The organism is Pseudomonas migulae (genome assembly GCF_043225285.1).
Lineage (GTDB): Bacteria > Pseudomonadota > Gammaproteobacteria > Pseudomonadales > Pseudomonadaceae > Aquipseudomonas > Aquipseudomonas migulae_C.
Genome location: NZ_CP171224.1, coordinates 372,654 through 384,676 on the forward strand (window position 1 = coordinate 372,654; position 12,023 = coordinate 384,676).

A 12,023-nucleotide genomic window follows, 5' to 3' on the forward strand; every position below is an offset into this window, starting at 1 on the left:
GCGTTCACTCATCGGCGTGGGGACATTAATGGTTGTTGGCCGGCCGTCCTTTGCATCCAGGCTGTTCCCAGTGTAATCACGTTCTGGATTAGCGCCATTCGCAAGCCCTGACGGTCACTCGTCGCGATCCAAGACGGCGGGAAACGGCCTATTTTAACGACGCGCTCGGCGCAGACATCAACACCTAGGTCTTACGGCGTCATACACAAGTATGACTATGCCGTCCGACCAGACCGCGTATCTTGTAAATACAACTGACTCGGTCATGGAGCGATCCAAATGAATCTGGCAGCCGCTCCTGTACGTGACGCGACAATCATTGCCATTGTCGATGACGACGATGCCGTTCGATCAGCACTGAAGACGTTGCTGCGCTCCGTCGGCTACAAGGTTCGCACCTACTGCAACGCCTATGAATTTCTCAACGCCAATGCCGCCGCGGAAGTTCATTGCCTGGTTTCCGATATCCAGATGCCGCTGATGAGTGGGGTAGAAATGTACGAAGAGCTGTTCGCAAAGGGCTACAACATCCCCACCATTTTCATTACCGGCTACCCGGAAGCGGCGCCGCGCCTCGGCGTCGGCACACCGGACATGGTGGCTTTGCTGCCCAAGCCCTGTGACGCCGACCGGCTTCTGAATTGCATCGAAACCGCGCTGCTTCAGCGGCAGTGAAGTTTATCGCGCGAGGTCGCTCAGGCCGGCGGTATCTGCACCGATGGTCAGCGCTCCGGGCCAATCGCTATTTGAGACCTATACTCAATCAGTTCGCCTTCTCTGTTTCTGGAAATTCGTCGACACCCGTGCGCAGTCCTGCGCGCCTGTGCCAATCGCTAACGTAACCAGCCAAACCCCACGTGTCGTGTCGCCCAGCATCAGATGACCGGTCGTGTTCAGTGGTTCTATGGTTGATGGATCGTGGAGAGCAACATGAAAAACAAGCTTTTTTCAGGCGTTGTACTGGTACTTGCGACCACGGTGATGGTCCCGGGAGCCTGGGCTGCACAAGCAAAAGTGCTGGCGTCGGATGGCGCGGATCATGTTGGGGCCGGGGCCGTTGCGGCGGATGGCGCTGATCACGTCGGGGCCAAGGCCGTCGCTTCGGATGGGTCTGATCATGTTGGTGCCGGGGCTGTTGCGGCGGATGGGGCTGATCACGTCGGGGCCAAGGCCCTCGCTTCGGATGGTGCTGATCACGTTGGCGCCAAGTCCCTCGCTTCGGATGGCGCTGATCACGTCGGGGCCAAGGCCCTCGCTTCGGATGGCGCTGATCACGTCGGGGCCAAGGCCCTCGCTTCGGATGGCGCTGATCACGTCGGTGCCAAGTCCCTCGCCTCGGATGGTGCTGATCACGTCGGGGCCAAGGCCCTCGCTTCGGATGGCGCTGATCACGTCGGGGCCAAGGCCCTCGCTTCGGATGGCGCTGATCACGTCGGGGCCAAGTCCCTCGCTTCAGATGGCGCTGATCACGTCGGGGCCAAGTCCCTCGCTTCGGATGGCGCTGATCACGTTGGGGCCAAGTCCCTCGCTTCGGATGGCGCTGATCACGTCGGTGCCAAGTCCCTCGCTTCGGATGGCGCTGATCACGTTGGTGCCGGAGCCGTCGCTTCGGATGGCGCTGATCATGTTGGTGCCGGAGCCGTCGCTTCGGATGGCGCCGATCATGTTGGTGCCGGGGCTGTTGCGGCGGATGGGGCTGATCACGTGGGCGCCAAGGCCCTCGCTTCGGATGGTGCCGATCACGTGGGTGCCGGCGCCGTTGCTTCGGATGGTGCTGATCACGTCGGTGCCGGAGCCGTTGCCGCTGATGGCGCCGATAAAGTCGGCGCTGCTCGTCTTGCGTATTCCCGCAGTGGCATCGGTTCGGATCGGGTAGCATCCTCGCTCATGGGCGACAGCTACTCCGACCAGTTCAACACCCCGATCGGCAATCAGTAGCATGCCAACACTTTGAGGGAATGACCGTTCATGACGACGCAAACCGAAACCGCCATTCTGGCCGGCGGCTGCTTCTGGGGTATGCAGGATCTGCTGCGACGTTACCCCGGCGTCTTGTCCACGCGGGTGGGCTATTCAGGCGGCGACGTGCCGAACGCGACCTATCGCAACCACGGCAACCACGCGGAAGCGATCGAAATCGTGTTCGACCCGCAGCAGATCAGCTACCGCCAGATTCTCGAGTTTTTCTTCCAGATCCACGACCCGACGACCCGCAATCGCCAGGGCAATGATGTCGGCGCCAGCTATCGCTCTGCCCTGTTCTACCTGAGCGACAAGCAGCGGGAGATTGCCGAAGACACCGTGGCGGATGTCGAAGCGTCTGGCCTCTGGCCTGGCAAAGTGGTCACCGAAATCACCCCGGCCGGACCGTTCTGGGAAGCCGAACCGGAACACCAGGACTACCTCGAGCGCCTGCCCGACGGTTACACCTGCCACTTCATCCGGCCTGGCTGGAAACTGCCCCCGCGCGGATAACCACGACACAGAGGCGGCTCAATTGAGCCGCCTCTTTTTTAGGTGCTCCGCAACCTGTAGGAGCCAGCTTGCTGGCGATGGTCGTTAACGATAACGCGTGCTGCCTGAATCAACGCGGCGCACTCGAGTCCATCGCCAGCAAGCTGGCTCCTACGGGTGCGTCGATTACGACGACTGCGGGCCCTCAAGAAACTCAAGCGTCTGCGCCGTGCTCCACAACGCATTGGCGATGTAGCGATAGTTGATCAGCGCCGCCAGATAACCATCACCTTCCGGGGTGGTCGGGCCAGCGGTTGCGTCGCGGACCACCGCCACTTCGAAACCAAGCTCCAGCAATTCACGAAGGTGCGACTCGACACACAGATTCGCCGCCATGCCGGCAAGAATGATCTGTGAAACGCCATGCTTGCGCAGTTGCAGCGCCAGGTCGTTGGTTTCCGGACCGTACACCTTGTGCGGCGACGCAATGATGGTCTTGCCGTCGAGAATGTAGGGCTTGTACTCGGGCATGAAATCGGCGCCGGAATTCTCGAAACCATCAAGGGTCAGCGGCCCTTTGCGATCGAACATACAAAGGCTGTGCATGACCTTTTCAAGGGGGCCGCCGAAATGCCAGTCGTGGTCACACGGGTAGTAGTAATGCGGGGACACCGCGACCGTGATGCCGGCAGTCTTCGCCGCCGCAAACAGTTGGCCGATGTGCTTGACCGTATCGTGCTCGACGATGCTTTTGCCAAACACCGACCAACTGACGCCCTCGGGGCTGAGGAAGTCGATCTGCGGATCGATGACCACCAGCGCGGCCCGGGCGAGATCGAGCTTCATGCCCGGATTCGGCAAGCCCGGCTCCGCCGGGTCGGCATAAGGGGACGTGGATAAAGGGTTGCTCATGGCGGTGGACTCCGGTCGACTACAGGAATAAACGTGTTCCGCCATGGCGCCCGGGAGGGGCGTTGTCTACCATCGGCGAGAACTTCATCCTATTGCCGCGCACGGCTTCGCTTTTGCCAGGACGTGCAGAGTCTTTACCCGGTCGTCTCAATCATGGATATCCTCTCCGAGTTCTTCGAGCGCACCCGCCTCCACGGCCGGCTGTTTTTCTCCGGGCGCGTGGACGGCATGCTGGTGCTCGACAAGCCACCGGGCATGGCCTTCATCCACGTCGTCAGCGAAGGCGGCATCGACATGGTCCAGCCGGGGCTGCCGAAGATCTCGATCAGCGAACCCAGCGTACTGTTCTGTCCGAGCAGCTGCCGCTACCAGTTGCGTTCAAGTACCGCGCAAGGCGCCGAGCTGATCTGCGCGTCGTTCCAGTTCGGGCGCAACTCACTGCAACCCTTCCCGCTCGGGCTCAAGGAAACGCTGGTGTTCCCGATCCGTGACCTGGAAAACATCGCCCCCATGATCGGCTCGCTGATCAGCGAATTTCAGGACCACGCCCCCGGCAGGACCAAAGCCCTCAACCTATTGCTCGAATATCTCTTCGTGCTGCTGGTGCGCCGTTCCGTCAAGGAACAAAAGATTTCCAGTGGCTTGCTCTATGCCCTGCAGGACGGGCGTCTCGGCGCCGTGTTCAACCGCATACACCAGGAACCTGAAGCCCTCTGGACCGTAGAAAAACTGGCGACGCTGGCGAACATGTCCCGGTCGAAATTCTCGGCCTGCTTCACCCGGATCATGGGTGTTTCGCCGATGGGCTACGTCACGGCATGGCGAATGAAAGTCGCCCAGGACTTGCTGCGCGACGGGGTACAGATCAAAGTCATCGCCGCCTCGGTCGGTTACAGTTCCCAGGCGTCGTTCTCCCGTACCTTTTTGAACCTGGTGGGCTCACCGCCCGCCGAATGGCTCAAGCGTGAAGCCAGCGGGGAGATTCCACTGGTGACTGCGCATGTCCATAAAATCGAATCAGACGATTAACCATCCTGTAGAAGAGAGTGAAAACGTGATCACTTGTTATCTGAAGTATGTGCTCGATCCCTATCAGATCGAGGCGTTCGAGCACTATGGAAAGTTGTGGATTCCACTGGTTGAAAAGTTCGGCGGCCAGCATCACGGTTACTTCCTGCCGTCCGAAGGCGCAAACAATATCGCCATGGCGATGTTCAGCTTTCCGAGCCTGGCGGCCTACGAGCGCTATCGGCAGGATTCGATGAACGATCCCGAGTGCATCGCGGCCTTCAAGTACGCTGAAGAAACCAAGTGCATCCTCAGTTATGAGCGCAGCTTTTTCAGGCCCGTGTTCGGTGACAAAACCAAGCCGTAAACCGATCCCCTGTAGGAGCGAGCCTGCTCGCGAAAGACGTAAGGACAACACGTTCATTCAGACAGTACGCGTTATCGTTGACGTCCATCGCCGGCAAGCCGGTCTCGCTCCTACAGGGGAATGCGCGGCAGTGGCCACCAGGAGACTTTGCATGAACCGTTTTTACAGGCTGCCATCTCTGCTGCTCCTGTGCATCTCCGCTATTGCCAGCGCCGAATCACGGCCCGGGCACATGGTCTACCTGCGTACGATTGACTCGACCATCGAGCAAGACATCCGCTACGCCGGCGCCCACAACTTCACCGGTCACCCGCTCGATGGCTATGCCGCGGCCGAGTGCCTGTTGACGCTGGAAGCGGCCAACGCCCTCGCCCGGGTGCAAGCCTCATTACGCACTCAAGGTTATGGCCTGAAGGTGTTCGACTGCTATCGACCGAGCCGTGCGGTGGCCGACATGGGCCGTTTTGCGACCGAGCCTGGCGACCCGCGCAAGGCCGAGTTCTACCCGCGCGTGGACAAGCAGGACTTCTGGCGACTGGGCTATGTGGCGCGGGTGTCGAATCACTCCCGCGGCTCCACCGTCGACCTGACCCTCACCGGCCCCGACGCGCCGCCCGCCGCCACCTGGACGCCCTCGGCCACCCAGGTCGATTGCACCGCACCCTATGCACAGCGCTGGCATGACGGCGCACGCGACATGGGCACAGGTTTCGACTGCTTCGATGAGCGCGCGCATACCGACAATGCGGCGATCAACGCGACGGCGAAAGGCAATCGGCAGCGACTGAGCCGTGCGATGGAAAAAGAAGGGTTTTCCGGTTACTCGAAAGAGTGGTGGCACTTCACCTACACGGGCACCGGCGCGCCGAACAACGTCATGGATTTCCCGATCACGCCCGTCAGTGCCCGCGAAGCGCTCGACGCCAGCCGACAACTGATCGTGGTCACCAGCAAAAACTGGGATGACATCCAGGGCACCGCCCAACGCTACGAACGGGACGGCCAGGCGTTTCGAAAAGTCGGCGATGGGTTTGCAGTGGTGCTCGGAAAAAACGGCATGGCCTGGGGCAAGGGTCTCGGCAGCGATGAGCCGGGCGGCGAGCCGGTGAAACGTGAAGGGGACGGAAAGGCGCCCGCCGGGGTTTTCAATCTCGGGACAGCGTTTGGCTATGACGATAAATCCGCGACAAAACTGCCCTACCTGGCGCTGACACCGACTATCGAATGCGTGGACGACAGCCAATCCCAACGCTACAACGAACTGGTCGACGGCTCGAAAATTTCAAAAGACTGGAACAGCTCGGAACGCATGCGCAACGAAGCGGGCTATCGCCAGGGCATTGTCATCGCACACAACACACCGCCGTCCCCCGCCTCGGGCTCCTGCATCTTTTTCCATATCTGGCGCAGCCCGACCTCACCGACGGCGGGTTGCACGGCCATGGATCAGGCGGACATCGCCCGCCTGTTCGACTGGCTCGATCCTCGCCAGCAGCCCCTGCTGGTGCAAATGCCCGAGGCGCAATACGAGCACGTTCGCGAACGCTGGAACCTGCCGAAACGCTAAAACATCAACCCTGCTTCAGATCCAGGCAATAGGTGTAGTAACCCGTGTCGCGCACATACCCCAGGGATTCATACAAGTGTTGCGCGCCGTGATTGTCGGTGGCGGTTTCCAGCACCATGCCTTTGGCGCCGCTCAGCACCGCGAAGGCGCGCGCGGTGTTCATCAGCTGCCGCCCTACCCCGCGACCGCGGGCCGCGGGCGCGGTGAACAGGTCGCCCAACAGCCAGGTGCGGTGCGCGTCGATCGAAGAAAACGTCGGGAACAACTGGACGAAACCCAACGCTTCGCCGTCGGCGTCCCGGGCGAGGAAAATCACCGACTCATCCCGAGCAATGCGCTCGGCAATGAACGCGCGCGATTGCGTCAGGTTGGAGGGCTGGCCGTAGAAACCTCGGTAGGCGTCGAAGAGGCTGGCGATGAGGTCGAGATGGCTGGCGTCGGCGCGATGTACCTGGACATCCATGAGAGCGGTCTCCGTGAGGCGGCTGTGGTGTGGCGGGCAATGTCGATAAACGGGGTGACGATCAGACTGTAGACCGTCAGGTACCTGTCGTGATCCTCCTCCCCGGTGCCGAACCGCAGGACCTCGGGCTTCGGCGTGGTGACGTAGAGTGTGCCGAACATCCAGTCCCACAGTGAGAGGTTGATGCCGAAGTTGCGGTTGTGGTGTTGCGGCGCGGCGCTGTGGTGAATCTGGTGCTGGGCCGGGCTGTTGAGCACGTGTTCGAACATCGGCCCGAATGACAGCCAGACATGGCTGTGGCGCAGATTGGCCGCCAGGGCATTGAGGATGAACACCAGGTAGGTCACGCCAAACAGCGAATAGCGGCTGATCTCGCCACCACAGGCGTACCAGAAAATGCCGGCATAGGCGCCGATGCCGATGATCGTCGTCAGCTTCTCGACGATCTTCTCCACGAAGTGCACCCGGCTGGCAGTCGCCGGCACCAGCACCGGCGCCGAATGATGGACTTTGTGAAAGTCCCACAGCCACCGTGAGTGAAAGGCGCGGTGCGCCCAGTAAGCCATGAAGTCTTTCATCAGGAAAACGCCCAGCCCATAGAGTAGGGACAGCGAAAGATTCTCCTGCACCTGCACCCGTGCGCCCCACAGGTTGGTGAAAAACGCGATGTAGTCACCGGAGCGCAGGACGATCGGGTCGACCAGGCCGACAATCGGCAACACCAGCGCGACCTTCAGGATCGCCCGCACAAAGTAATAGCGGTAATCGAGCCATGCCGAACGATGGAAATACACGCGACGCCCGCCGATGAACTGCCCGAACGACCGGGCGTCGGTGAGACCTCGGTGTTTTCTGAAGCGGAACAGGGCGTAGGCGATGCTGTAGGAGGTGACCAGAAACAGCAGGCCCATGCGCCCGTTGAGATCGAAAAGCCCCAGAAACTGCCGGGTAACGGGCTCGACAACCCAGTGGATCAAGCCGTTATAAAGCAGCAAAAGGGCATCCACGACGAACTCGCCTCCATCAAGACATGGGCATTGAAAACCACACCGTAACCGAGAACGGTTCTTAAGTGTAGCTTGAGTTCAGGTGTCTGTACGTCCGGTTCACCCAGCGTTTTGGCACGATTTCGTCAAAGGCGTTGTGACTGACGCAGGAGCTGGCTTGCCGGCGATGGCGTCGGTGAAATCGCTATCGCCAGCAAGCTGGCTCCTACAGGGGGTGTGGGTGTTTTCGCGATCCGGAGCATTGCCCGGAATGGCAGGAGCTGGCTTGCCGGCGATGGCGTCGGTGAAATCGCTATCGCCAGCAAGCTGGCTCCTACAGGGGGTGTGGGTGTTTTCGCGATCCGGAGCAGTCCCCGGAATTGTAGGAGCCGGCTTGCCGGCGATGGCGTCCGTGAAGTCGCCATCGCCAGCAAGCCGGCTCCTACAATCCTGGTTAGACGGTGATAGCCGCCGCAGGCTTCACATCGATCCGCGCCACCGAGCCGGTCAAATGCGCGAGGTCCTTGTTGTGTTCGGCGATGATGTCTTCGGCGGTGATGTTTCCGTTGTCCACGGTTGAGTGGGCGTCCGCCGCCAGCACCACGTCATAGCCCAGGGTCAGCGCCTGGCGCACGGTGGCATTCACGCAGTAATCGGTTTGCAGCCCACAGATGATCAACTGCTCGAAATCCTGCACCGGCAGCAGTTTTTGCAGGTTGGTCTGGTAGAACGAATCCGGAGTGGTCTTGCGCACGCGCCAATCCTTGGGCGAAACGTCCAGGCCTTCCGCCAGTTGCCAGCCTTCTGCCTCATGGGCCAGAGGACTGCCGGCTTCTTCGTGCTGAATCACCACCACCGGAATCCCGGCCGCTCGCGCACGGGCGCTGAGGCCATTGATGGTATCGATGATGCGACCAATCTCGAAACACTCGTACTCACCAGCGCAGAGCGCCCGCTGGACGTCGATGATTAACAATGCAGAGGTCATGGTTCCTTCCTTGAAATGCTGTTGGATCAAGGGGACGAAAGTAAATCCGTCCCCCTGCAAACACAACCCTCAATAACCGAGCGACAACCCGGTGTTGCGACGTGGATCGTTCGCCCCGTAGAAGCGGTTTTTGCCCACCGGTTTGCCGCCCAGCGACGGCGCGCCGACCAGGATCGCGGCGATGTGGTTGGCGTCCTGCGGACCGGCGAACTTATGCCCCCAGCTCTCGAGCAGCTTCACCGTGTCCGGGCTGGTGGTGAAGGTTTCCAGGTTGGTTTCTTCCGGTAGCCACTGCTGGTGGAAACGCGGCGCATCCACCGCTTCCTGGATGTTCATGCCGTAGTCGATCACGTTGAGCATCGTCAGCAAGGTTGCGGTGATGATGCGGCTGCCACCCGGCGTGCCGACGACCATCACCACTTTGCCGTCCTTGGTGACAATGGTCGGGCTCATCGACGACAGCGGTGCCTTGCCCGGGGCAATGGCGTTGGCCTCCCCTTGCACCAAGCCATACATGTTCGGCACGCCGATTTTCGAGGTGAAGTCGTCCATCTCGTCATTGAGGATGACCCCGGTTTTGCTGGCCATGACGCCGGCGCCGAACCAGTCGTTCAAGGTGTAGGTCACCGACACCGCGTTGCCCCATTTGTCGACGATCGAGTAATGGGTGGTGTTGCTGCCTTCATGGGGCGCGACGCCGGGCTTGAGTTCACTGGACACCGCAGCCTTTTGCGGGTTGATGGCGGCGCGGATTTTGGTCGCGTAGTTTTTATCCAGCAGATGGGCAATCGGGTTCTTCACGAAGTCCGGGTCGCCGAGGTAGCTGTTGCGGTCGACATACGCGTGGCGCATGGCTTCGATCTGGTAGTGCATGCCCTGCGCCGAGCGGTAGCCCAGATCCTTCATCGGGTAGCCGTCGAGGATGTTCATGATCTCGCAGATCACCACGCCGCCCGAACTTGGCGGTGGCGCCGAGACCACATGGTAACCCCGGTAATCGCATTCGATGGGCGCCAGTTCGCGGGTCTTGTACTTGTCGAGGTCGGCCTGGGTGATGATGCCCTTGTTGGCCTGGCTGGACGTGACAATGGCGTCGGCCACCCAGCCTTTATAGAAACCATCGGCGCCCTTCTCGGAAATTTCCCGCAGGGTCTTGGCCAGGTCTTTCTGCACCAGTTTTTGCCCGACCTGCATCGGTTCGCCGTTGCTCAGGAAGATCGCCCCGGAATCCTTGATGTCCTTCTTGAACACGTCGGTGGCGTACTCCAGCAGGTCGACATCGCCCTGCTCCAGCTCAAAGCCGTCTTCAGCCAGCTTGATGGCCGGGGCGATCACATCCTTGCGCGGCTTGGTGCCGTACTTGCTCAGCGCCAGTTCCATGCCGGACACCGTGCCCGGCACGCCGACCGCGAGGTGGCCGCGGGTGCTGAGGTCCGGAACGACATTGCCCTGCTTGTCGAGGTACATGTCGGGTGTTGCGGCCAGCGGGGCTTTTTCGCGGAAGTCGAGGAAGGTCTTGCGCCCGTCCGCCAGCTGAATGGTCATGAAACCGCCACCGCCCAGGTTACCCGCCGCGGGATAGACCACCGCCAGCGCATACCCGACCGCGACGGCGGCATCGACGGCGTTGCCACCGTTCTTGAGCACATCCACGCCCACGTGACTGGCCAGGTGCTGAGCGGTGACCACCATGCCGTTTTCTGCAGCGACTGGGGCGACGGAAGCCGCGTGTGCGACGAGACAGGTGAGCGCCAATGAGGTCGCGATGAGCGATTTGGCAAAAGGTTCGAACTTCATGAGTCGGTCTCTTTTTTGTTTTCAGGGTCAGCACATAAACAGGGGAATGTGCGTCATGAGCAGAGGCAAGTATGGCTGGGATTGCGTATTGCGCCTCCTCGTCGAGGCAGTATGCTGACCACCTGTTCAACTGCCTTGGAGCTCGCTCGCATGCGTTACACCTTCACCACCATGGCCTCTCCGGTCGGCGAGTTGAAGCTGGTCGCGAACGGTTCGAGACTGGCGGCCATCCTCTGGGAAAACGACAAACCGAACCGTGTGCGACTCGGGCCGATGAGCGAGGCGGCGGACAATCCGATCCTGGTCCGCGCCCGGGAGCAACTGACGGAGTACTTCGCCGGCACGCGAAATCGCTTCGACCTGGAGCTGGATTTCGCCGGGACCGAATTTCAGAAAAAGGTGTGGCAGGCGCTGCTGACCATTCCGTTCGGCGAAACCCGCAGCTACAGCCAGATTGCCGAGCAGATCGGCAGCCCGAGCGCCGTGCGAGCGGTGGGGGCGGCGAATGGCAGGAACCCGATTTCGATTATTGCGCCGTGTCATCGGGTGATTGGCGCGTCAGGAAAGCTCACCGGGTTTGCCGGCGGGCTGGAAGCGAAGGAATTGTTGCTGACCCTGGAAGGCGGGCAATGGGGACAGACCGGACGCCTCGAAGGCTTTTGATTTTTGCTTTTTGCGATGGCGGTCTCGACGGCAATGCAGGCCCTGAGGTCGCTATCGCCGGCAAGCCGGCTCCTACAGGTTTTGTGTTAATCCCGGACTCCGCGACTCACGCAATATTGTAGGAGCCGGCTTGCTGGCGATGGCGGCCTTGACGGCAATGCAGGCCTTGAGGTCGCTATCGCCGGCAAGCCGGCTCCTACCGGTTCAGGGGGTGGTGAAGAGGTTTTTCATGGCGGCGTACTGCAACAGCATGATGGTCTTCGCATCGCAGATCTCCCCGCGATAAAACGCCTCCAGCGCGTCATCGAACGACCACTCCAGCACTTCCAGTTCTTCGGTCTCTTCTTCCAGCCCACCGCCCTCGCTGACCTTCGACGCTGCGTCATATTCAGCGATGAAAAAATGAAGCTTTTCCGTCACCGAACCGGGGCTCATGTACGCCTCGAACACCTTCTGCACATGGTGCACGCGATAGCCGGTCTCTTCCTCGGCTTCACCGCGAATCCGCTCTTCCGGTGCAGCCCCTTCGAGCAAACCGGCCGCCACTTCGATCAGCAAACCGTCGTGGCCGTTGACGAACACCGGCAAGCGGAACTGGCGCGTCAGCACGACCGTCCTGCGCTCACGGTTGAACAGCAGAATCGCCGCGCCATTGCCACGGTCATAGACTTCGCGGGTCTGGCGTTGCCATTCGCCGTTGTTGCGCTGGTAATCGAAGGTGACTTTCTTCAGCAGGTACCAGTCGTGGGACAACACCTGGGACTCGATGATGTTGACCCGCTCGGCGGTGTTCGGCATGACAAGGCGTCCTTAAATCG

At 60.7% G+C, this 12,023-nt stretch carries 14 protein-coding genes; 6 read left to right on the forward strand and 8 right to left on the reverse strand.

Annotation, left to right across the window (positions count from 1 at the left end; translation table 11 throughout):
* The first annotated feature begins 279 nt into the window (after positions 1-279).
* Positions 280-675 carry a response regulator transcription factor gene (locus ACF6ZU_RS01790; protein WP_392890221.1) on the forward strand — a complete coding sequence of 132 codons (396 nt, stop codon included), beginning with the start codon at positions 280-282 and terminating at the stop codon, positions 673-675.
* 273 nt (positions 676-948) lie between these two features.
* Here ACF6ZU_RS01790 and ACF6ZU_RS01795 read toward each other — a convergent pair whose 3' ends face one another.
* Positions 949-1,431, reverse strand: a complete 483-nt coding sequence (locus ACF6ZU_RS01795) for a hypothetical protein (RefSeq protein ID WP_392890222.1) — start codon at positions 1,429-1,431, stop codon at positions 949-951.
* Between the two features lie 21 nt (positions 1,432-1,452).
* Entirely contained in the window at positions 1,453-1,941 is a 489-nt protein-coding gene (locus tag ACF6ZU_RS01800) for a hypothetical protein (RefSeq protein WP_392890223.1), read from the reverse strand.
* A gap of 27 nt (positions 1,942-1,968) precedes the next feature.
* Here ACF6ZU_RS01800 and msrA point away from each other — a divergent pair, with 27 nt between their 5' ends.
* The gene (gene msrA, locus ACF6ZU_RS01805) at positions 1,969-2,475 is read left to right on the forward strand and encodes a peptide-methionine (S)-S-oxide reductase MsrA (protein ID WP_392890224.1); all 507 of its coding nucleotides are present in this window, start codon (positions 1,969-1,971) and stop codon (positions 2,473-2,475) included.
* 165 nt (positions 2,476-2,640) lie between these two features.
* On the opposite strand, the gene ACF6ZU_RS01810 is transcribed toward msrA, so the two are convergent.
* Positions 2,641-3,366: a cysteine hydrolase gene (locus ACF6ZU_RS01810; RefSeq protein WP_392890225.1), complete on the reverse strand. Its 726-nt coding sequence runs from the start codon at positions 3,364-3,366 to the stop codon at positions 2,641-2,643.
* Positions 3,367-3,519: 153 nt separating this feature from the next.
* Here ACF6ZU_RS01810 and ACF6ZU_RS01815 point away from each other — a divergent pair, with 153 nt between their 5' ends.
* The 3 genes from ACF6ZU_RS01815 (at position 3,520) to ACF6ZU_RS01825 (ending at position 6,308) form a co-directional block, all read left to right on the forward strand.
* Positions 3,520-4,395, forward strand: coding sequence for an AraC family transcriptional regulator (locus tag ACF6ZU_RS01815; RefSeq protein ID WP_392890226.1), 876 nt, complete (start codon positions 3,520-3,522; stop codon positions 4,393-4,395).
* A gap of 25 nt (positions 4,396-4,420) precedes the next feature.
* Entirely contained in the window at positions 4,421-4,741 is a 321-nt protein-coding gene (locus tag ACF6ZU_RS01820) for an NIPSNAP family protein (protein WP_392890227.1), read from the forward strand.
* Between the two features lie 151 nt (positions 4,742-4,892).
* Positions 4,893-6,308, forward strand: a complete 1,416-nt coding sequence (locus tag ACF6ZU_RS01825) for a M15 family metallopeptidase (RefSeq protein ID WP_392890228.1) — start codon at positions 4,893-4,895, stop codon at positions 6,306-6,308.
* Between the two features lie 4 nt (positions 6,309-6,312).
* Here ACF6ZU_RS01825 and ACF6ZU_RS01830 read toward each other — a convergent pair whose 3' ends face one another.
* The 4 genes from ACF6ZU_RS01830 to ggt all read right to left on the reverse strand — a co-directional run bounded on the left by ACF6ZU_RS01830 (position 6,313) and on the right by ggt (position 10,542).
* Positions 6,313-6,771, reverse strand: a complete 459-nt coding sequence (locus ACF6ZU_RS01830; protein ID WP_392890229.1) for a GNAT family N-acetyltransferase — start codon at positions 6,769-6,771, stop codon at positions 6,313-6,315.
* Entirely contained in the window at positions 6,672-7,778 is a 1,107-nt protein-coding gene (locus ACF6ZU_RS01835; protein WP_392890230.1) for a sterol desaturase family protein, read from the reverse strand. The genes ACF6ZU_RS01830 and ACF6ZU_RS01835 overlap by 100 nt, the downstream gene beginning before the upstream one ends.
* A gap of 433 nt (positions 7,779-8,211) precedes the next feature.
* Positions 8,212-8,745, reverse strand: a complete 534-nt coding sequence (locus tag ACF6ZU_RS01840) for a cysteine hydrolase family protein (protein WP_392890231.1) — start codon at positions 8,743-8,745, stop codon at positions 8,212-8,214.
* Positions 8,746-8,814: 69 nt separating this feature from the next.
* Positions 8,815-10,542: a gamma-glutamyltransferase gene (gene ggt / locus ACF6ZU_RS01845; RefSeq protein WP_392890232.1), complete on the reverse strand. Its 1,728-nt coding sequence runs from the start codon at positions 10,540-10,542 to the stop codon at positions 8,815-8,817.
* Positions 10,543-10,692: 150 nt separating this feature from the next.
* On the opposite strand from ggt, the gene ACF6ZU_RS01850 reads away from it, so the two are divergent.
* Positions 10,693-11,205, forward strand: a complete 513-nt coding sequence (locus ACF6ZU_RS01850) for a methylated-DNA--[protein]-cysteine S-methyltransferase (protein ID WP_392890234.1) — start codon at positions 10,693-10,695, stop codon at positions 11,203-11,205.
* 204 nt (positions 11,206-11,409) lie between these two features.
* Here the strand turns inward: ACF6ZU_RS01850 and ACF6ZU_RS01855 are convergent, their stop codons facing one another.
* The gene (locus ACF6ZU_RS01855) at positions 11,410-12,003 is read right to left on the reverse strand and encodes an NUDIX domain-containing protein (RefSeq protein WP_392890235.1); all 594 of its coding nucleotides are present in this window, start codon (positions 12,001-12,003) and stop codon (positions 11,410-11,412) included.
* Positions 12,004-12,023 lie beyond the last annotated feature (20 nt).